The organism is Synechococcus sp. A15-24, assembly GCF_014280195.1.
Classification (GTDB): Bacteria; Cyanobacteriota; Cyanobacteriia; order PCC-6307; family Cyanobiaceae; genus Parasynechococcus.
In genome coordinates this window covers 1,931,715-1,951,212 of record NZ_CP047960.1, presented here as the reverse complement: position 1 = coordinate 1,951,212, position 19,498 = coordinate 1,931,715, and the positions used below count along the sequence as shown (strand labels likewise).

General features: G+C 63.6%; 22 protein-coding genes. 7 read left to right on the top strand and 15 right to left on the bottom strand.

What is annotated here, in order from left to right:
- Positions 1 to 2: 2 nt before the first annotated feature.
- The 4 genes from SynA1524_RS11080 to SynA1524_RS11065 all read right to left on the bottom strand — a co-directional run bounded on the left by SynA1524_RS11080 (position 3) and on the right by SynA1524_RS11065 (position 3,647).
- A complete protein-coding gene (locus SynA1524_RS11080; protein WP_011129035.1) occupies positions 3 to 143 on the bottom strand; it encodes a CAB/ELIP/HLIP family chlorophyll-binding protein in 141 nt (46 codons plus the stop codon).
- An 83-nt stretch (positions 144 to 226) separates the two neighbouring features.
- Positions 227 to 2,746, bottom strand: coding sequence for an ATP-dependent helicase HrpB (gene hrpB, locus SynA1524_RS11075; RefSeq protein ID WP_286188581.1), 2,520 nt, complete (start codon positions 2,744 to 2,746; stop codon positions 227 to 229).
- A 201-nt stretch (positions 2,747 to 2,947) separates the two neighbouring features.
- The gene (locus tag SynA1524_RS11070) at positions 2,948 to 3,331 is read right to left on the bottom strand and encodes a DUF8663 family protein (protein WP_186497883.1); all 384 of its coding nucleotides are present in this window, start codon (positions 3,329 to 3,331) and stop codon (positions 2,948 to 2,950) included.
- Between the two features lie 58 nt (positions 3,332 to 3,389).
- Positions 3,390 to 3,647 carry a DUF2973 domain-containing protein gene (locus tag SynA1524_RS11065; protein WP_186497881.1) on the bottom strand — a complete coding sequence of 86 codons (258 nt, stop codon included), beginning with the start codon at positions 3,645 to 3,647 and terminating at the stop codon, positions 3,390 to 3,392.
- Positions 3,648 to 3,777: 130 nt separating this feature from the next.
- On the opposite strand from SynA1524_RS11065, the gene SynA1524_RS11060 reads away from it, so the two are divergent.
- Positions 3,778 to 4,902 (top strand): trypsin-like peptidase domain-containing protein, encoded by a 1,125-nt coding sequence (locus SynA1524_RS11060; protein WP_186497879.1) that lies wholly within the window; start codon positions 3,778 to 3,780, stop codon positions 4,900 to 4,902.
- A 21-nt stretch (positions 4,903 to 4,923) separates the two neighbouring features.
- On the opposite strand, the gene SynA1524_RS11055 is transcribed toward SynA1524_RS11060, so the two are convergent.
- Both SynA1524_RS11055 and SynA1524_RS11050 read right to left on the bottom strand, forming a co-directional pair.
- The gene (locus SynA1524_RS11055) at positions 4,924 to 5,100 is read right to left on the bottom strand and encodes a DUF8642 family protein (RefSeq protein ID WP_186497877.1); all 177 of its coding nucleotides are present in this window, start codon (positions 5,098 to 5,100) and stop codon (positions 4,924 to 4,926) included.
- Between the two features lie 113 nt (positions 5,101 to 5,213).
- Positions 5,214 to 6,938, bottom strand: coding sequence for an ABC-F family ATP-binding cassette domain-containing protein (locus SynA1524_RS11050; RefSeq protein WP_186497875.1), 1,725 nt, complete (start codon positions 6,936 to 6,938; stop codon positions 5,214 to 5,216).
- Between the two features lie 70 nt (positions 6,939 to 7,008).
- On the opposite strand from SynA1524_RS11050, the gene SynA1524_RS11045 reads away from it, so the two are divergent.
- The gene (locus SynA1524_RS11045; protein WP_186499626.1) at positions 7,009 to 7,191 is read left to right on the top strand and encodes a hypothetical protein; all 183 of its coding nucleotides are present in this window, start codon (positions 7,009 to 7,011) and stop codon (positions 7,189 to 7,191) included.
- On the opposite strand, the gene SynA1524_RS11040 is transcribed toward SynA1524_RS11045, so the two are convergent.
- Both SynA1524_RS11040 and SynA1524_RS11035 read right to left on the bottom strand, forming a co-directional pair.
- Positions 7,169 to 7,399, bottom strand: a complete 231-nt coding sequence (locus SynA1524_RS11040) for a DUF8665 family protein (protein ID WP_049692893.1) — start codon at positions 7,397 to 7,399, stop codon at positions 7,169 to 7,171. The genes SynA1524_RS11045 and SynA1524_RS11040 overlap by 23 nt on opposite strands.
- A 47-nt stretch (positions 7,400 to 7,446) precedes the next feature.
- Positions 7,447 to 7,743, bottom strand: a complete 297-nt coding sequence (locus tag SynA1524_RS11035; protein WP_186497873.1) for a DUF8682 family protein — start codon at positions 7,741 to 7,743, stop codon at positions 7,447 to 7,449.
- 105 nt (positions 7,744 to 7,848) lie between these two features.
- Here SynA1524_RS11035 and SynA1524_RS11030 point away from each other — a divergent pair, with 105 nt between their 5' ends.
- Entirely contained in the window at positions 7,849 to 8,133 is a 285-nt protein-coding gene (locus SynA1524_RS11030; protein WP_186497871.1) for a ribbon-helix-helix domain-containing protein, read from the top strand.
- An 11-nt stretch (positions 8,134 to 8,144) separates the two neighbouring features.
- Here SynA1524_RS11030 and SynA1524_RS11025 read toward each other — a convergent pair whose 3' ends face one another.
- Genes SynA1524_RS11025 through SynA1524_RS11000 form a run of 6 tightly spaced genes read right to left on the bottom strand, consistent with a single transcriptional unit; the run spans position 8,145 to position 16,106 of the window.
- Positions 8,145 to 9,284 carry an anhydro-N-acetylmuramic acid kinase gene (locus SynA1524_RS11025; RefSeq protein WP_186497869.1) on the bottom strand — a complete coding sequence of 380 codons (1,140 nt, stop codon included), beginning with the start codon at positions 9,282 to 9,284 and terminating at the stop codon, positions 8,145 to 8,147.
- Positions 9,285 to 9,295: 11 nt separating this feature from the next.
- Positions 9,296 to 10,000, bottom strand: a complete 705-nt coding sequence (locus tag SynA1524_RS11020; RefSeq protein ID WP_011129024.1) for a potassium channel family protein — start codon at positions 9,998 to 10,000, stop codon at positions 9,296 to 9,298.
- 24 nt (positions 10,001 to 10,024) lie between these two features.
- Entirely contained in the window at positions 10,025 to 11,434 is a 1,410-nt protein-coding gene (locus tag SynA1524_RS11015) for a TrkH family potassium uptake protein (RefSeq protein WP_186497867.1), read from the bottom strand.
- Between the two features lie 33 nt (positions 11,435 to 11,467).
- Positions 11,468 to 13,285, bottom strand: a complete 1,818-nt coding sequence (locus SynA1524_RS11010) for an SLC13 family permease (protein ID WP_186497865.1) — start codon at positions 13,283 to 13,285, stop codon at positions 11,468 to 11,470.
- Positions 13,273 to 14,961, bottom strand: coding sequence for a GTPase HflX (gene hflX, locus SynA1524_RS11005; RefSeq protein ID WP_186497863.1), 1,689 nt, complete (start codon positions 14,959 to 14,961; stop codon positions 13,273 to 13,275). Before hflX ends, SynA1524_RS11010 begins: the two co-directional genes overlap by 13 nt.
- Positions 14,958 to 16,106 carry an NAD(P)/FAD-dependent oxidoreductase gene (locus SynA1524_RS11000; protein WP_186497855.1) on the bottom strand — a complete coding sequence of 383 codons (1,149 nt, stop codon included), beginning with the start codon at positions 16,104 to 16,106 and terminating at the stop codon, positions 14,958 to 14,960. Before SynA1524_RS11000 ends, hflX begins: the two co-directional genes overlap by 4 nt.
- Before the next feature lie 87 nt (positions 16,107 to 16,193).
- Here SynA1524_RS11000 and SynA1524_RS10995 point away from each other — a divergent pair, with 87 nt between their 5' ends.
- Both SynA1524_RS10995 and SynA1524_RS10990 read left to right on the top strand, forming a co-directional pair.
- Positions 16,194 to 16,940, top strand: coding sequence for a phosphoadenylyl-sulfate reductase (locus tag SynA1524_RS10995; protein ID WP_186497853.1), 747 nt, complete (start codon positions 16,194 to 16,196; stop codon positions 16,938 to 16,940).
- Between the two features lie 5 nt (positions 16,941 to 16,945).
- Positions 16,946 to 17,644 (top strand): type III pantothenate kinase, encoded by a 699-nt coding sequence (locus SynA1524_RS10990; protein ID WP_186497851.1) that lies wholly within the window; start codon positions 16,946 to 16,948, stop codon positions 17,642 to 17,644.
- Here SynA1524_RS10990 and bcp read toward each other — a convergent pair.
- Positions 17,622 to 18,089, bottom strand: coding sequence for a thioredoxin-dependent thiol peroxidase (gene bcp, locus SynA1524_RS10985; protein WP_186497849.1), 468 nt, complete (start codon positions 18,087 to 18,089; stop codon positions 17,622 to 17,624). The two genes, SynA1524_RS10990 and bcp, sit on opposite strands and share 23 nt — an antisense overlap.
- A 77-nt stretch (positions 18,090 to 18,166) precedes the next feature.
- Between bcp and SynA1524_RS10980 the strand changes: the two genes are divergently transcribed.
- Together SynA1524_RS10980 and SynA1524_RS10975 are read left to right on the top strand one after the other, a co-directional pair.
- Positions 18,167 to 18,745 carry a 4'-phosphopantetheinyl transferase family protein gene (locus tag SynA1524_RS10980; protein ID WP_286188578.1) on the top strand — a complete coding sequence of 193 codons (579 nt, stop codon included), beginning with the start codon at positions 18,167 to 18,169 and terminating at the stop codon, positions 18,743 to 18,745.
- A 25-nt stretch (positions 18,746 to 18,770) separates the two neighbouring features.
- On the top strand, positions 18,771 to 19,283 hold the full coding sequence (locus tag SynA1524_RS10975; RefSeq protein WP_186497847.1) for a thymidylate synthase: 513 nt from the start codon (positions 18,771 to 18,773) through the stop codon (positions 19,281 to 19,283).
- The last annotated feature ends 215 nt before the right edge of the window (positions 19,284 to 19,498 follow it).

Below are 19,498 nucleotides of genomic sequence, written 5' to 3'. Positions count from 1 at the left end.
GATCAGCCGAGGCCGATTTGGGACAGGATGCCCTGGCCGGTCAGCAGCTCAGTGCCGAGGCCGATGACGAAGCCCATCATGGCCAGACGGCCGTTCCAGGTTTCAGCGAAGTTGACGAAGCCGAAGCGTGCGTTGTCAGACATGGAGGAGAACCAGTTGTGGATACACCAAATGTAACAAAGGTTGGACTTTTGTTGCCAGTGCTTGCGGCGACACTCGGAGTTGTTTACTTCCTGGTAGCAGATCGTCGCTTGGTGAAGGCTGTTGCGGTCGCCTCCAGCGGGTTGTCAGGCCAGGGATGTTTGGGATAGCGGCCGCGCATCTCGCGGCGTACGTCGCTGTAGCTGCCCTGCCAGAAGCCTCTGAGATCGCGGGTTCGTTGTAGGGGGCGACCGGCGGGAGAGAGCAGTTCAATGGTCACCGCCAGCTGGTTGTCGAGAACGGTCGGCCCTTCCTGGCAGCCGAACATTTCTTGCAATTTCACAGCAAGCACCACCTCCTCATCCTCGTAGCGAAGCGTTGCTTCACGGCCGGAGGGGATGCTCAGGCGCAGGGGCAGCAGCCGATTTAGCTGCTGGCGTTGCTCCCAGCTCAGCTCACCCCAGAGGGCCTCCTGCAGGCTGAGTTCATCCAGGTCTTGCCAGCTGAGGCATCCTTCCAGGCAGGGCCCCAGCCACTGCTCGGGATGCTCAATCAGTGCGATGCGATCCCGGCTCGGCCATGGAGCCCCTCGGTGGCGGTGCGCCAGCGCCAGACGTCGACGCAGTTGTTCACAGCTGTCTGACCAGGGCAGCAGCTCCAGCCGTCCGGATTCTCTGAAGCGGCTGAGCAGAAGATCTCGGCACTGCTCGGCCGGTGGAGCCGGTTGCGCCTCCTGGCGAAGCACCAGCGCCCCCAGCTTCAGCTGACGTTCGGCCCGAATCCGCTCTGACTTGTCATCCCAGGTGACCTGATCCAGCCATTCCCCTTGCTCAAGAGCCAGCTTCTCCACCCGTTGACGGCTGAGGGGCACCGCCAGCTGGATCCTCGTGTCCCGTTGGCCCATGTCCAGCCTGGCCACCGCCAGGGCCTCAGAGCCGGCCAGGGGGTCTGCTGGGCGAAGGATGGCCCCACGACCCTGGCGCAGTCGGTAGCGCCCCGTTTGTCCGGGCCGTTGCAAAGCGAGCCAGCTGGGGAAGGCGGTGAGGATCAATTGGGCGCTGTCGATGCCCGTGCTCTCGGCATCGGGATCGATCTCCAGGCGTGCCAGTTGTCGCTTCAGTTGACGGCTCAGCTCCCGCAGGGGCTTGCAACGCTTCTGCTCGCGCATGGCCTCGAGGCGGGCTTCAAGGTCGCAGCCCACCTCCGCTCCAGACAGGGGATCCCGGTCACTCAGGAGGGCGGCCAGATCGCAGCCAAGCCGGCTGCGGCCATGGCGCTGAGCTTCCACCATCAACAGACCAAGGCGTGGGTGGACCCCCAGCTGCGTCAGCTGCTGGCCGATGGCGGTGAAGCGGCCGTCCCTGTCAAGGATGCCGAGGCTTTTCAGCTCCCCTTGCCCCTCTCGCAGGGCCGCTTGGGGTGGTGGATCCAGCCAGGGGAGTGCATCACCCAGCCCTGCGCCCCATCCCGCCAGCTCCATCACCACCGGTTGGGGGTCCGCCAGCAGCAGTTCCGGTGGGCTGAAGCTGGGGCGTCGTTTTTGCTCGGCTGGAGACCACAACCGGACGCAGCAACCAGGTCCCTGGCGTCCCGCCCTGCCGCGTCGTTGATCCGCACTCGCAAGGCTGGCGGGAACGGTCTCGAGGCCCTCCATGCCGGTGTTTGGATCGAAGCGCAGCTGCCGGCTCAGGCCGCTGTCGATCACCAAGCGCACGCCGTTAATGGTGACCGAGCTTTCGGCAATTCCACTGGCCAGCACCAGCTTGCCGTCGCGGTTGGCAGGGCAGCGTTTCAGCGCATCGCTCTGGCGCTCCAGGGGCAGCTGGCCATGGAGGGGGCAGATCTGCCAGTGCCTGAGGGCATTGGCGTGCTCCAGCCGTTCTCGGCAACGCTCGATCTCTGCCAGTCCAGGCAGAAACACCAACACTCCACTGCCTTTCGGGAGATCAAGGCCATGGGTCTCCACGGCACGGAGCACTTGCTGTGGCAGCGGTTCGTCCGCTCGCGGCGGTTGGTGCAGGGTGTCGACAGGGTGGGCTCGTCCTTCGCTGGTCAGCACCGTGGCCTCGGGCAGCCTTGATCGCAGGTCGGTGATGTCCAAGGTGGCTGACATCAGCATCAGGCTCAGGTCCGGCCGCAGCAGAGGGGCTGCTTCCCGCAGCAGGGCGAAGGCGAGGTCGGCATCGCGGCGCCGTTCGTGAAATTCGTCAAACAGCACACAGCTCACCCCGTCCAGGGAGGGATCCGCCTGCAGCCGTCGCAGAAAGAGGCCGTCGGTGATGACCTCCACCTGGGTTCGGGCGGATCGCCGCTGCTCACCACGCACGGCGAAGCCAATCCGTTGTCCAACCTCTTCCTCGAGGCTGGCGGCCAGGCGGGCTGCAGCGGCCCGAGCCGCCAGCCGGCGGGGTTCAATCATCCAGATCCGCCCGTCCCTGCGGATCTCATCCCCCAGGGCACCGATCAGGGCAAGGGGAACCCGGGTGGTTTTTCCTGCGCCAGGCGGGGCTTGGAGCAACAACGTGCGGCCTGGCTGGAATCGGTTGCACAGCTCAGGCATGAGCGCATCGATCGGATAAGCGTCCTGCCTGGGTTTGAGTGTCAACGCACGAGGTTGAGCAACGCCATCAGCAGCAAACTGCTGATGGCTCCCAGGGCTGTTAAGAGCCGGACCAATGGGCCCACGGATATCGCGGGATTGACCATGAAGAAAACCTTAAAGGCCGAAGCAATTCCGTCCTAGCTCGGCTTGAACGCTTCCGCTGTCGCGGTTCGCACGGCTTCACATCCGGGTCGCCTGGGTGCGTCAGCGCACGTGCCGGGTGCCATCGACGGGGTGGTATTCCTCGCCGGTCAATTCTTCGAAAACAATGGCGGGCAGGCCGGTTTCAAACATCGTCTGCAGGGCCTCCTTCAGATAGGGGTTCCAGCCCCCGGTGCTCACCTGGCCATGGCGCACAGTCCAGTCCCAGGTCCCCTGCAGGTCCCGAGGGATCCGGCCCTCGCGGTCACGTCGGGCCACCAGGTCGAGTGACTCCACCAATCCAACCGTCACTGGGTCCTTGCCGTAGGCGGGGGTGAGGCTCAGCTCCAACCGCACGGGGTCTTCCTTCAGCAGGCGCAACCTGAAACGGGGAGGCAACTTCACCCCTTTGATCACAGCAGCAACGATGCGTGTTTTCTGATCCACTCGGACGTCCCCTGATCGTTTCCTGGTTGATACCCCGTATAGGCATCAATGTCCCAACTTATTCAGCGCCAGGTCCGGGGGCTTCCTCCTGGGAGTCATCGTCACCACTAAAACGCACTGTCAACAAGGCTTCATCGGTGATTTTGCCCTCGTTGTCCAAGAGCTCCGGGTGCACGGTGACGCGGCCTGTCCGATCGTTTGGTTCCGCAATCGGGCCACTGGCCGCGCGGAAGCCTTTACCCATCACCCGGAAGGCTTGCCAGAGCAGGGCCACAAAAATCGTGCCGTAGAGCAGAGGAAAAAGGGAACTGAGCATCGTGAGCCGGCACGTCCAGCCCTCTCATCCTGACGGGCCGAGGGCGGGGGTGGTTGCACCTGGTCATAGCTCTGACCGTTTCGGGGCTTGTTGGCACCCCAAACCGCTTCCTACGGTCAGAGCGGCATCCATGACATCCGTGACGTCGATTCCCCCTGCCAAGACCATGCCCGCCCTTGCCTCGTTGCTGCTCGGGGGAGCTGTTCTTAGTGCTGTGACTGTTCAGGGATGGCTGCCCTCGGCATCACGCGCCCAGTCCAGGTCCGCCCCCTCAGGCTTGTCCCGCCAGTCCTTCGTTGCGGCGGCTGTGGAGCGCAGCGGTCCGGCGGTGGTCACGCTGGAAACGGCTCGAACGGTCACCAGCTCAGGCATGACGGGCCTGCCGAAAGGTCTGCTGATGGATCCACTCTTCCGTCATTTCTTCGGAGTGCCTGGGGCTTCAGCCCCACGTTCTCGAGTGCAACGCGGTCAGGGGAGCGGTGTGATCTTTGATGCCGAGGGGCTGGTGCTCACCAATGCCCACGTCGTGGAGGGGGCTGACACGCTTCAGGTGGAGCTCACTGACGGGCGGAGCGTTGAAGCCAAGGTGGTCGGCAAGGACAGTCTCACGGATCTGGCCGTGGTGCGGCTGGAGGGCAAGGGGCCTTGGCCCATCGCCGCCCTGGGGGATTCCGATCGATTGAAGGTGGGCGACTGGGCGATTGCCGTTGGCAACCCATACGGGTTGGAAAACACCGTGACCATGGGCATCATCAGCAACCTCAACCGGAATGTGGCCCAGCTGGGAATTTCCGGAAAGCGGTTGGATCTGATCCAGACCGATGCAGCGATCAACCCCGGCAACTCCGGCGGTCCGCTGCTCAATGCGGAGGGTGAGGTGATCGGCATCAACACCCTGGTCCGCTCGGGGCCCGGGGCTGGCCTCGGCTTTGCCATTCCGATCAACCGGGCCCGCAGCATCGCCAAGCAATTGGTCAACACGGGGCGAGCCAGTCATCCCGTGATCGGGGTTGGCTTGGCGGCTGGTCCTCAGGGCCCTGTGATCCGTTCCGTTCAGCCCGGTGCTCCCGCAGCCGGCGCTGGCCTGAAGCCCGACGACGTGATCACTGCCATCAATGGTGTGGCCACAGCCAGCCCCACGCAGGTGGTGGCCGCTATTGAACGCAATGGCGTTGGACGGCAACTGACCCTGTCGATCAAGCGAGGCGAGACAACGCTCACGGTGTCGATGACGCCAATGGATCTCGCCGCTTAAGCCGACGCTGTCGCGCTGCGCTCAGGCGTCATCGTTGTCCCGCAGTTGATCAACGCAGCGGGTGATGCATTCCCCGTCATCGAGGGAGCAGGTGGTGATGCACTCGAAGTAGGTCTCCACGGCGTCCCAGGTCTGCTCGTGGGGGGCGCCCCCATTCGCGGCATGGTCGTGGCTGCTGGGGCGGGAGACCATTGTCATCGCGGCGGGGATCAGTTTTGTCAGCCTATGCACACGTAATGGCTGGGTAAAGCGAAATGAGTTGTCCTGCCTAAGGGTCTGTGAAGTTTCCCCCGATTTGGCAAGAATGCTGGTCAGGCCGCTTTTTTGCGGCGCTCCTGACGTGCTTTCTGCTTGTCCCGGTTGGCCTTGTGTTTGGCTTCCTGCTCCGCAGCCAGTTGTTTCTCCCGTTCTTCAGCCCTTTCCTCCTCTTTTTTCTCGAGGTAGTAGGCGTAATCGCCGCGGTACAGCACCAGTTCGCCGTCGCGCAATTCCACGATCCGGTTGGCAACTCTGGAGATGAAGTAGCGGTCGTGGGAGACCACCAGCACAGCCCCTTCGAACTCACGGAGCGCATCCTCCAGCATCTGTTTGGCCGGGATGTCCAGATGGTTGGTGGGCTCGTCCAGCACCAGCAGGTTGCAGGGGCTCAACAGCATCAGGGCAAGCGCCAGGCGAGCCTTCTCACCACCGCTCAGCTTGCCCACCTCTTTGAACACGGAATCGTTGCTAAAGCAGAAATTGCCGAGCAGGGAGCGCACCTGGGTTTGCGTCCAGTCGGGCACCGCTTCGAACATTGTGTCGATGACGGTTTTGTTCAGGTCAAGGGCTTCGGCCTGGTTCTGTTCGAAATAGCGGGCCACCACGTTGTGTTCCCCAAGTCGCGCGCTGCCCTCGTCAGGGGTTTCGGTCCCCATCACCAGGCGTAGCAGGGTGGATTTTCCGGCTCCATTGGGGCCGACGAAGGCAATCCGATCGCCGCGCTCCACCTCCAGTTCAGCGCCGAGGAACAGGATTTTTTCCCCATAGCTGTGGCAGAGGTTGTCAATCACCGCCACCTGCGCCCCGGAGCGGGGGGCCGGTGGGAAGCGAAAGCTGGGGCCTGAGACCGATTCGATCGGAGCCTCAACCAGCTCCACTTTGTCCAGCTGTTTCTCGCGGCTTTTGGCCTGGGTGCTGCGGGTGGCGCTGGCGCGGAAGCGATCGATGTAGGCCTGCTGGGTGGCAATCTCCTTCTGCTGGCGTTCGAAGGCGGCCTGGGTGGCCTCCTGTTCCAGTTGTTTCTGTTCGAGGTGGGCTGTGTAGTTGCCCAGATAGCTGCGGGAGATGCCGCGTTCGGTGGACACGATCTGATTGCAGACCCGATCCAGGAAGGTGCGGTCGTGACTGATCACCACCAGGGCCGCGGTCTGCTCCACCAGGTAACCCTCCAGCCATTGGATTGTCTCGACATCCAGGTGGTTGGTGGGCTCATCCAGCAGCAGCAGGTCAGGGTCCTGCAGCAGGATTTTCCCCAGGGCGATGCGCATCTGCCAGCCGCCGGAGTAGTCGCTGACCAGTTGTTCTGCGCCTTCAGGCGTGAAGCCGATCGTCGGCAGGAGCTTGTCGATTCGTGCATCCAGCTCGTAGCCATGGAGAGCCTCAAACCGGGTTTGCAGCCTCCCCAGCTCATGGATGAGCTGATCGAGGTGGTCGGGATCCTCAGTGGCCTTGTCGGATGCCATTGCCTCCTCTACCTCCCGCTGGCGGTTCAGAACAACGGCGGCTTCCCCGAAGGCCTGAAACAGTTCCTCGCGCACGCTGCGCTCGGGATTGACGTCAAATTCCTGTTGCAGAAAGGCGATTCGCGGATCGCCCTGACGCACCACCTGGCCGCTACTGGGTTCCTCCTGCCCAGCAATCAGGCGCATCTGGGTGGACTTGCCGGCACCGTTGACGCCGACCAGGCCGATGCGATCCCCTGGCTTGACCTCCCAGGTGACGTTGCGCAGCACCTCCCCGGTCGGATAGATCTTGCTGACGTTTTCGAGTCGCAGCACCGGCCGGGAGCATTGAGTTCCCATCATCCCTGCCGGCAGACTGGTGAATGGGACACCAGGGAGTCAGGCCGTGCTGAAACTGGAGCAGCTGGCAGCGGTTGTGGTGGCCGCCGGTCTGGCCATCGTGAGCTATCTGTTGTTTTTCAGCTGGGCCGGTGGCGGCGGCTACGAGCGCCGCAGACCGACATCAGGGCAAGTTCCCGGCGAGCGGATCGTGGAGCAGGAACCGCTTACAGCCCACCGCGTGCCTTGACGACCCAGCGATGGCTGGCCTCATCGTCGAGGCTGGCCAGATGCTGCCTGACCTCGTCCGGAGTGACAGGGAGCCCCTGGTCTTCGCCAAATTGACAGATGGAGGCCATGGCACCGGAGGGATCCTGCAGCGCCTGCCGGAATAAGGCCTGGGTCTGTTCTGGGTTGCTGCGGATGCGCTCGTAGAGAGCAGCGGCATGGCCAGCCATGGACATCGATGCGGCTGAAGTAACGCTATTCAGTTGCTCGACGATCGTCAGGCTGCCTGGTCCAACCCTTCATCACGGAGGCCAAGGGCGGAGGCATCTTCCATGCTGCGGGCATCCATGCAAAGCACCTTGCGCAGCTGGGCGTAATTGGCGGCCTGGGAGTTTCTGCCCTCCTGGGCGGCGCCGTATTCAGCCCGTTGCAACACGTGGTGCAGGTGGGTGAGCAAATACGTGCTGATCACAGCGGACACAAGCACGTCACTGTTCTCAGGGGTTCGTTGAGGGCGGCGACGGCCAGTGGTGCGCCGGCTGCGGCGCTGGGTGGTCGTTGTGGATTCGGGCATGGGGCACTCCGAGGAGGACCGATGCCCCCATCATAGTCATGGATACTACCCTTGACCACCTCTGTACACTTTCGAGTAGCTGAGACTCCCCCTGGAGATCCGGTTGTGCCTACCCGTCAGACGTCCTCCAGCGGGAAGCCCAAATCCCCGCGGATTCAGGTGGTCCTGCCTGAGGATCTCTGCGCCCGCTTGACGGCCTTGGCTGATCAGGAGTCGCGCACGGTCAGCAACATGGCGCGGGTGCTGATCCAGCAGGGAGTCCAGAGGCATGAACAGAATGCTGAGGCGACGCTGCCCTCAAGGGAAGAGCGGTTGCGCTCCGCCCTCGAGGCCCAGCAACCCCGTCGTCTGCGCGGCGCTCCAAGGCGGTTGCGCCTGCACCGTCCCTGACTCAGTCACGATCAGGCGGGGGCAACCCTGACGCCGAGGCATGCTTCCCGCGTTGCACCTGTGATGGCGGGTGCATTGCCGGAGTGGCCGCGGTGATGCCACCAGGCCAGCAGCGCAAAGACAAGCGCCTCCCTCGCCTCCGCAGCCAGACCAATCTGATCACTTGCCCGCACGGCCAGCCCCCGGCAGCGACGTTGGAGTTCCTTCATCAGCACTGGGTTGCGGCAGCCACCTCCGGCCACCAGTAGCTCCAAGATATGGACGTTTCTGTCCGCCCTCAATCGGTCAAGATCCTGAGCCACCACCGCCGCGGTGAAGCCGGTGAGGGTGGCCACAGCATTGACGGTCGGGGCTGCCCCCAGCTCGTGAAGACGACGCCTGAGATCCTCTTGGCCGAAGCATTCCCGCCCCGTTGATTTCGGTGGGCTGAGCTGAAAGTAGGGCTCTTGAAGCCAACGCTGAATCACATCGTTGTCGCAACGTCCTGCTGCGGCCATGGCACCGTCCCGATCAAACAGCTGCTGGCCATCGCTGAACTGCTCCATTGCCAGATCGATCAGGCTGTTCGCTGGTCCACAGTCCCAGCCAAAAACAGGCTCCCGTCGCTGGGGACCCGAGCGGGGAGGGATCAGGGTGAGGTTGGCAATGCCCCCCAGATTGAGCACCCCCCGCCAGCCGTCCCCATGCCCGATCAGGGCAGCATCGGCCCTGGGCACCAGGGGCGCCCCCTGACCTCCTAGGGCCAGGTCGGCGGAGCGGAAATCGTGCACCACTGGCCTTACCAAGAGTTGGGCCAGCAGCGGAGCCTGCAACAACTGCCAGCTGGCGCCGCGCCTTGTGCTGCTGGGTGGGCGATGCCAAAGGGTCTGGCCATGGCAACCGATCAGGCTCGCGCGCTGATCGGGGTCGGCGCCGCGAGCCGCTATCGCCTGTTGTTCGGTCACCGCCTCCGCCAGATCCAGCAGGGCCGCGGCCGGTCGTGGTTCTCCCTGGCCGATTCGAACCAGCTCGTCCCGCAGTGCAGCTGGGTAGGGGCTGTGGTGATGGCTCAGCAGCTGCCACTCAGGACGATCGGGAGCACCCTGGAAGCGAGCCAATACCGCATCGACTCCGTCGGCACTGGTGCCACTCATCAGGCCGAGGCAGAGCATGGGGGTGACCGTCAGGTTTTGGGCAACCGTTGCAGGTCATCCACCAGGCCCATCACCACGAGCAGATGGCCTTCCTCCAGCACATGGGAGGCCGGGGGGTTCACCGTGAGGTTGCTCTGGGGGCCCGCTGCCAGCACATTCACCCGGAAGTTCTTGCGCAGATTCAGATCACGCAGTGAGCGGCCCATAAATGGCTCCGGCACCTTGATCTCCTCAATGCAGTGCTTTTCATCCAGGGCCAGACGCTCCATCAGGTTGGGGCGCACCAGCTCAAGGCCCAGTCGTTCTCCCTGCATGCGGGAGGGAAAGATCACCCGGTCGGCACCAACCCGCTTCAACATCTTTTCGTGCAGTTCGCTGGTGGCGCGGGCGATCACCTGGCGGACCCTGGTGCCCTCACTGTCCTTGGCGATCAGGGTTGCTGTGATGCTGGCCTCGATCGGTTCGCTCATGGCCACCACCACCGTGCCCATGTCCAGCACACCGGCTTCCCGCAGCGATTCTTCATCGGTGCAATCCACCACCCGGGCTTCCACGGTTGGCTCCAGCTGACGCAGCTCATCCACGGCCCGTTCTGAGCGGTCCACCGCCAGCACCTCTGCCCCGTTCTGCAGCAGTTCTCGGCAGACGGCGATCCCGAAACGACCAACGCCGACGACTGCGAAGCCCAACCGCTCGCTGCCCTGGAGCGGGCTCCATTGCCACCATTCCCTCATCGCTGGTGATCCCAAAGACGGCGGTCAGACATACAGGTCCTCACGGGGATAACCAATCCGATTCTGGCGATAGATGTGGATCTGCTCCCGGGTCATCAGTTCCCAGATGGCGCTCAGTAGCAACAGAATCCCAAGCCGCCCCACAAACATTCCCAGCATCAGCACAGCCTGGCCGAAGCGTCCCAGCTGCTCCGTGACCCCAAGATCGAGGCCGACGGTGGCAAAGGCCGAGATGCAGGTGAACAGCATCTCCAGAAACGTGAAGGGTTCTGCACCGTTGAGGTTGCTGGCGATGCTCAGCAACAACGCCATCGCCAGAACAAACAGCAGTGACGCCACGGTGATGCCAAGGGCCCTCAGCACAACCTTGTCCGGGATTTCGCGGTTGCGGATCACCACCGCATCGCGACCGCGCATGGTGGATCGCGTCGCTGCCATCAGGGCGGCCACGGTGGTGGTCTTGATGCCTCCGCCTGTCCCCCCCGGACTGGCACCGATGAACATCAGCGCCATCAGCAGCAGGGTGCCCGAATCGGTGATGTTCTCCAGTGAGAAGGGCACTGTGGTGAACCCGGCCGTTCGGGCGGTGACCGATTCGAACAGGGCGGTCATCCAGCGTTCCCGCCAGGCCATCCCGATGAACACCTCGCCGCGGTTGAGCCATTCCGTCAAGGCAAGGCCAAGGGTGCCGAACACCACAAGCAGCAGCGTGGTGCGCAACACCAGCCGGGTGTGAAGGCTGAGCCGCCGCCGGCCGCGGCGGACCCCTTGACTGGCGAGATCACTGGTGACCCGCCAGCCCAGTCCCCCCATCACGATCAGCACCATCACAACGGTGTTGACCAGAAGGTTGTCGTGATACCGCTCAAGGCTGTCGGACCAGAGTCCGAAGCCGGCGTTGTTGTAGGCCGAGATGCTGTGGAAGATCGAGGCCCACAGGCGTTCACCTCGGTCAGGGATGTCGCTGAACCCGAAGCCGTACAGCACCAGAGCACCCACCAGGATCACCAGTGCCGCCGTCGCAGCAATGCCACGGAATGTGCTGCCAACTCCGCCGACGCCGAATTCATCGAGGGTCTGGCCCCGGTCCAGTCGGCGCCGTAGACCAGTGCCCTTCACCACGAACCCCTGGAGAAAGGTGGTGATTGCCATCAGTCCCAGGCCTCCCGCCAGGATCATCATCGCCAGCACCAGTTGCCCGGCTGTGGTGAGATCGGCTCCGACATCAATGATCGACAAGCCGGTCACCGTGATCGCTGATGTGGCTGTAAACAGGGCTTCCCAGAGCCCCACCTTGCTGCTGGAACACAGCGGTGTGGCCAACAACAGCGTGCCCAGCAGGATCACCAGCAGGCCGGTGACCACGGTGAACTGGGGCACGGTGAGTCGCCGGTGCCAGCCCTGGCTGCGCTCGATCGCCTGGCGGAGGGGCACGGAGCTGACGACTTGAAGAACGACCAGTGTTGATCAGGATGCGGCATAACGCCACAGGATCAGGGCCGGCACCAGCACGGTCATGATCAAAGTGAGGCCGATCCCGTAACGGGTGACATCAAGGAAGCGGTACCTCCCGGGGCCGAACACCATCAAGTTGGTCTGGTAGCCGACCGGGGTCAGAAACGACTGGCTCGCCCCAAACAGCACGGTGATCAACAGGGCGGTGGGGGGCAGGTCCAGTCCCGGTGCCAGCTGCACCGCCACCGGCGCCAGCAGGGCAACTGAGGCGGCATTGCTCATCACTTGAGTGAGCAAGGTGGTGCCGATGAACACCACCACCAGGGAGCCGTAATTGGGCCAGCCCGTCAGCCACTGTTGAAGACCCTGGGCCATGGCATCGGCCAGGCCGGTGGTCTGCAACGCCACGCTGAAACTGGTGAGCGAGCCGAGCAGCAGGATCACATCGAGACGAATGGCGCGCTGCAGCTCACCGGGGCGAAGACAGCCCGTGGCCACGACAGCGACAGTGGCCAGCAGCACCGCGGCCACCAGGGGTACGGGCGTCAGGGTCGGCAGAAGAAGCATGGCGATCGCAATGCTCACCACCAGCGGTTTGCGCCGCACCGTCGGCAGGTCATCCTCGAGCCGATCCAGCACCAGCAGGTCATTGCTGGCCTGCAGACCACGGATGGAATCGAGGGGTGCCTGCAGCAGGAGTACATCCCCCTCCCTCAGCACGATCTGCCCCAGCCGTTCCTGCAGGGTTTCCTGCCCGCGGCGCAGGGCCAGCACCGTGGCGTTGTGGCGTTGGCGGAAGCGGAGTTCGCGCAGGCTGGCGCCGGCCAGGGTGGAACCGGCCGGCAGCAGCACTTCAACCGTCTTCTGACCACCTATCTCATCGCTGCTCAAGTCGAACCCGGCATTGTTGCCCTGGGTTGTGAGCTGAACCGTGTGGTCCTGCTGAAGACGAAGCAGGTCCTGTCGGGTCACCCGCAGCAGCAGGTGGTCGCCGGCCTGGAGCTTTCGGTCCGCCAGGGGGGGCAGCAGCCGTTCTCCGGAACGCTGAAGTTCCAGCACATCCACGTCGAAACGCCTCTGCAGACGGCTGTTGTGCAGGGAGACCCCCACCAGTTCCGAGTCGTGGGGAATGGTGACTTCGGTGCTGTAGCTGCTGCGCTGGGGCGAGAGTCCCAGGTCGTCATGGTCGTGGCCACGATCCGGCAGCAGGGCCCGTGGTGCCAGCACCAGATAGGCCGCCCCCACTAGCCAGATCGGCAGGCTGATCAGCGTGAAGCTGAACAGTTCCAGCGATCCATACCCCAGTTGCTGGCTGATGTCACTCACCAGCAGGTTCACCGAACTGCCCAGCAGGGTGAGGGTTCCGCCCAGCACTGTGGAAAACGAGAGTGGAAGCAGGACCCTGGATGGGGAAATGCCGCGCCGGTGGCACCAGTTCTCCACCACCGGCAGCAACGACGCCACCACCGGTGTGTTGGGGACGATGCCGGAGACAGGCGCGATCACGAACGCCATCAGCGCGATCAAGCGCCTTGGTGAACGGATCCGCTCCGAGGCGATCAGGGCACGCAGGCGGTCCAGCGCTCCGCTTTTAAACAGGGCCGCGGAGACGGGGAACAGGCCCATCAGGGTGATCAGGGCGGGGCTGCCGAATCCGGCCAGAGCCTCTGGTGGTGACAGAACCCCAGTGGCCACAAGCAGGCCGAGGCTGAGCAGTCCGGTGAGTTCCGGCGCCAGGGCCCCTGTGATGAATAAAACGATCGCCAGAACCAGAACCGCCAGGGTGATCACCGCCTGGGGGTTCTGAAGCGTGCTGATCAGCTCGGCCATTCGGGCAGACGCCCTGCATCTGGATCTGATTCTGCCCCGGGATCAAAGAACTGCCCCCGCAGCCATTCCTGCAGACCCCGCAGGCCATCCCCGCGCTTGGCCGATAGAAACAAGGTCTGGGCATCCTGGCGCCGGATCGTTTCGACAGCGTCCAGCGGGCAGCGGTCGATCTGGTTCGCCACCACCCGTCGCAACGCGGTGCTGCCGAGGGAATCCAGCAGCCGATGGACGGTGCTGAGCTGACCGGACCAGTCGGGATCCGCCAGATCCACCACCATCAGCAGCACATCGGCGTCGAGGGCTTCCTCCAGCGTTGCCCGGAATGCTTCCACCAGGGGCTGGGGCAGGTCACGGATGAAACCAACGGTGTCGGTGATCAGCAGCCTGTCTGGCCGTTGCCCCGGCCGCGGCAGGTCCAGGCGACGGGTCGTGGGATCCATGGTGGCGAACAGCTTGTTCTCGGCCAGCACACGATCGCTTTCGCGGCGACCACAGAGGGCATTCAGCAGGCTGGACTTGCCAGCGTTCGTATAGCCCACAAGGGCGACTCGCGGCAGTCCCCGCCGTTGGTCCCGCAGTCGGCTGCGGTGCTGCTGAAGCTGCTGTTGATCCCGGAGCAGGCGATCGATGCGGCGGCTGATGGCACGGCGGTCTTTCTCCAGCTGTGTTTCCCCTGGGCCCCGTGTTCCGATGCCACCGCCCTGACGCGACAGGCTGCGCCCCCGTCCCAGCAGGCGCGGCAGGAGATAGCGCAGCTGCGCCAGTTCCACCTGCAAGCGACCGGCGGCGCTGCCGGCTCGCTGGGCAAAGATGTCGAGGATGAGTTCACTGCGGTCGGAGACCGGACAGGCCAGCAGCCGCTCCAGATTCCTGGCTTGAACCGGCGTGAGCTCGCGATCCGTGACAACCAGTGAGGCGCCGCGACGGCGCACTTCAAGGGCTGCCTCCTGCAGCTTTCCAGTCCCCCAGAGAGTTTGTGGATTGGCGCTGCCGGCCCGCTGCGTCACCACTGCCACCGGTTGGGCTCCGGCACTGCGCACCAGTCCCTCCAGTTCGGCCAACTCCCGTTCGCTGCGGCCAGCATCTCCGCTGGTGAGGGTCAGCAGCAGCACGGGTTCGATGGCAGGACCAGCGCCGGCGGGGGACGACTCCGGTGTTGTGATCGCCCCAGGGTTCAGATCCTGCTGACAGAGATGGCGCAGATCCCCCTGGTCCAGCTGTCGCCAGCCATGGGCTTCCTCACGGTCGGGCTGCAACAGTTCGGCGTTGCGCAGTCCGTCGCGGGCTGGAACCGGGGCAAAGCGCAACCAGCTGATCGGATTGAGATCGAGGGCAATCACTGCCTCCGCCATGTCCTGATGCAGGCCATGACGGCTGAAGGGACAGCTCAGCAGCCTCCAGCCGCCACCCCGGCGCCGGGGTGCCTGCGGCAGGTGCTGACGGAGGGCCTCGGAACTTTGCAAGGGACCCAGCCAGAGCAACCGGCAGAGCCCACGACCGTCCAGCACGAGATGCATGGATAGCTCGAGCTCCTGCACCAATCCGGCCATCCGCTCCAGGGTCAGCAGGTCAGCGCCGCTGCCCTCGGGATGACGACGGTGGCTGAGGCGGTCGAGTTGTCGTTGCTGGCCGGGCCGCAGGCCGCGGGTCCGGCCGCCGAGATGGGCCTGCTTCAACGGCTCATCAGCCAGGCCCCGGCAGAGCGCAGACCCAGTGAGAGTCCAGGCAGCCTGGTGAGGTAGGTGGCCCGTCGGATCTTGAAGGCCAGGGGGCCGGCAAGCGTGATGCCAAGCCCAGTGAGCGTGGCGTTACCGATGCCCAGGCTGAGCATCTCGCCGCGATCCTGGAACTGAAACGTTTTCGGCTCCTGGTTGTTGCTGGTGGCCTGCAGGGCCGCTGCAACAGCCTCGCCCTGCTGCATGGCCACCTGAGCAGTGGCCGGCCAGGGCTCAACGCTGCAACGTCCGCAATCCCCCAGCACGAAGACGTGTTTGTTGCCGAGAAGCCGCAGATCCTTGCCGATGTTGAGAGGGCCTTTGGCGTGACCAGGGTCCGGCCGGATGTCGGGCACGGTCGGGCTGCTGCCGGCACTCCAGATCAGACCGCTGTGGGGGAGCAAGGTGCCGTCCTTGAAGCGGACACGATCGGCGCGAACCTCGGTCACAGCTGTGTTGAGGTGCAGGCAGACTTCCCCCCGCTCCAGTGCGGCGGCAGCGCGTTCACGGTTGAACGACGCACTGTTGGGCAGGATCCCGTCTCCCCTCTCAATCAGATGGATCCGGGCTGCTCCATCGAGCATGTCCGCCAGCTTGCAGGCCAGCTCCACACCCGTTGGCCCTGCTCCGACGATCGCGATAGCGGCATCGGGGGTTCTGCGCTTCTTCAGCTCTCGCACAAGGGCGCGCAGATGGGCAACATCGTTGAGATCCCGGAAGCTGCAGGCATGATCACGGACACCGGGAACTCCGAAATCATTGAGCTCGGTGCCGGTGGCCAGCACCAGATCACCCCACTGGAGAGCACCGGAAGCGGCGGTGGTGAGCTCCTGGTTGTTCAGATCGATGCTGATGACACGGTCCTGCAGCCAGCAGATGCCACGGCTACTGAGCAGCTGGCGATAAGCGGGCGCCACTTCCCAGCTCTGGAGCTCACCGCTGAGCAGTTCGTAGAGAAGCGGTTGAAATAGAAAGCGGTCGCGGGGCTCGATCAACAGCACCGGTCGCTCCGGCAAGCGCTCGCTCACGGCCAGAGCGCTGCACAGTCCCGCGAATCCACCACCGATCACCACCACGGTCTCGGGTGATGACAGAGGTGTCGTCATGGAACATCAGGAAGTGCTGAAACCTTAGGCAGCCCTTCTCACCGGGCGGCAGGGGAAGATGGGGCAGGTGATGGATGGGTCCGCGGCATGACGGGCGTGTTGGTTCGGGACAATCTCGATGCGGACCGCGGCAGCCTGGAGCCGTTAAGTCCTCAGGATCGACTGGCTTGGGCACACCAGCGCTTCGGATCCGGATTTGCTCTCACCACTAGCTTCGGCATCCAATCGGCGGTGCTGCTGCACATGCTCAGCCAACTGCCGGAGGGTGACGCCGTCCCTGTGATCTGGGTGGACACGGGCTATCTGCCGGAGGAGACCTACCGCTATGGCGCCCAGCTCACGGAGCTGCTCAGCATCCGCCTGATGGTGGTTCAAAGCGCGATGTCGCCGGCTCGGATGGAGGCTCTGCATGGACGCCTCTGGGACACCGGACAGCTTGATGATCTTGAGAAGTATCACCAGATCCGCAAGGTGGAGCCCCTGGATCGGGCTTTGGCGCAACTGGAGGTGAGCTGCTGGGCCAGCGGCGTGCGTCGTGGCCAAACCGACCACCGCCGCGCGATGACCGTGCTGGACCCGATCCGAGAGCGGCTGTCTCTGCGTCCGCTGTTGGATTGGACCCAGAAGGACATCTACTACTACATGGAGGACAACAACCTGCCGCAGCACCCGTTGTTCGAGCAGGGGTACTCAACCGTGGGGGATTGGCACTCCAGTGCTCCGGATGGCGCTGAGCTCAGCGGACGCAACACCCGTTTCGGGGGGCTCAAACAGGAATGCGGGATCCACGTTCCCCAGGAGGCCGTGGAAGGCTTGATGGGGGATGGGATCTAGGCACGATGGCCTCACGTGCCCTGCTGATCGGCAACAGCCGCTGGCACTGGGCCACCCAGCGCGGAGAGCGCTGGAGTTTTGACCATGCCGCGCCTGATCCGCTGCGGATCGACACCACCAACCTGATCTGGGCGGCTGTGGGAGAGGTCCCAGCAGCTCTGGAGGGCGCCCAGGAGTCCCGACTGCAACTTGAGAATGTGCCCCTGGAGGGTTGTCCGCCCTGGCTGGGTGTCGATCGTGCCCTCGGGGCCTGGGGTGCCTGGCGACGTCAACGTTCCCAAGGCGGTGACCTGGATCAGGGGCTGTTGCTGGCCGATGCCGGCACCGTTCTCAGCCTCACTCTGCTCGACGCCCATGGCCGCTTTCGCGGTGGCCGTCTGATGCCTGGATTGCGGTTGCAGCTTCAGGCGATGGCATCGGGGACGGCCTTGCTGCCCTCCGTGGCTCGTCAACAGCGAACCGATGATCTATTCCCCAGCGGCACCGCAGAGGCGATGTGCCAAGGGGTGATGCAGGGCTTGGCAGCTGCCGTTGTGGACGCGTATCAGAGCAGTGGGGCCTGCCTCTGGCTCTGCGGTGGAGATGCACCCTGGCTGGAGAAGGAGCTGTCCCGTCGGGGTGTATCAGCTCAGTCCAATAAAAACTTGCAGCTGCAGGCCATGGTCGACTTGATCCCTGTAATCAAGCCAGCTCCAAGTCGCTGAGAATGGTGTCAGCCATGATGGCGGACTTCACCTTCAGGTAGATCCTTTCGAGCTTGCCGTCCGCATCCACGACGAAGGTGTGGCGCATCATGCCCATGTATTCACGGCCCATGAACTTCTTCAGGCCGTAACTCTCGTAACTGCTTGCGACCTCACAAGGTTCCACATCGGTCAGCAGCGTGAAGGGAAGCTCATGTTTGCTGATGAATTTGGTGTGGGACGTGGCGTTGTCCTTGCTAATGCCCAGCAACTTGATGCCGTGCTTTTCAAAGCGATCCCAGCGATCACGGAAATTACAGGCTTCTTTTGTGCAGCCCGGGGTGTCGTCCTTGGGATAGAAGTAGATGACGACCCGTTGTCCTCGAAACGACGACAGCTGCACGGGGTCGCCGTCCTGATTGGGGAGCGTGAAATCGGGTGCCGGATCGCCGATCTGGAGAGCCACTGAAGCCGCAACTACACACAAGCCGAATCGTAACGGCCCTGTGGCTGATCCCGGAACATCAGGATCTCCCGTCCGATGTGGAACTCTCGTCTGTGGAAGCGGGTTGGATGGATGGCATGGCCATGGCTCGGGCCGTTGCGTTCCGCCGCTCCCGGCTCTGGATGCGGCGCTGCCTCGCCGACTGCTTCGACGTTGATCCAGCCACGGTGCCATTGCAGGCACCACCGGGGAAGCCTCCGACCTTGGCCGATGGCTGGGGCTGCCTAAGTCTCAGTCATTGCTGCGATGCGGTGTTGGTGGCCTGGTCTGCCGATGCTGTGGGTGTGGATCTGGAACGCCGCGATCGTTGTTTCCCGGCGGCGGCGTTGGCGGATCGTTTTTATTGCGCCGAGGATCGTCGCGAGCTCGACGGTCTGGCCGGGGAAACGCTGCGAATGGCGGTGCTGAAGCAGTGGGTGGCGAAGGAAGCGCTGATCAAGATGCAACGCGGCAGCCTGGCGTTGGATCTGAGCCGTTGGCGTTGTGGCGCTGATGCTTGCCAGGGTCTTCACCCTGATCTGGAGCATCCCGTACCTGTCCATCGCCTGCAGCTGGAGGGCTGGCTGATGGCAGTTGCAGGCGCTGCAGGACAGGTTGGTCCAATCTGCCTAGCTTGAAATATCTGTTGTTTTGGCTGTTGTGATGGCCCAGCAGCCGCGGACGCATTCGCTGGCGACCCTGATGGCAGCCACCCCGTTGGTGGTCATCGGAGCGTTGGGCCTGACGTCTGATCCGCGGCCATCCATGGCGCCGGGCAGCTGGGAGACGACAGGGGGCTCACGAATCCGGTTGACGGAACAGTTGGCCGAGCGCGAAATCGAACTGGATCAGCGGCGCGATGCCCAGCTGTTGATGAAGGAGTTCATCCGTGGCCAGATGGCACGTCATTACTGGGGAGGTTTTTCGCCATCGCTGGCTGATCTCGGGCTGACGGTTCCGCTGCGCCTAGACACCCGTGTGGATCGCGATCGATTGACGACCACTTTGAAGGTGATGCCCCGGCGCGGTTCTGAAGCATTCCTGGCGGGGGTCGAACGACGAGGGGGTCGGTTGACCAGTTGGTCTTGTCGCGGCCGGAAAGATCAGATCAGCGAGCGCACCCATAAAAGATGTCCGGAGGGGTGGACATTGCTCGATGTCAAGCAGCTCGAATGACCGAAATCGAAGCCTGCATGGTCCAAGTCGGTAGGGGATATGGGCCCCATGCTGCGGTGGTAAATCCCATAGCTGCTCAACGATTAAGTGCTTGCGGGCGGGCTGGGTTTTATGGGCTGTTTTTTATCTTCGGGACTATTGTTGAACTCAGTTAATAGCTTTAGTTCTCGTCTGTGTTCAATCGCCTTGTTACTGGCCTAGCTGCAGCTGCTTCC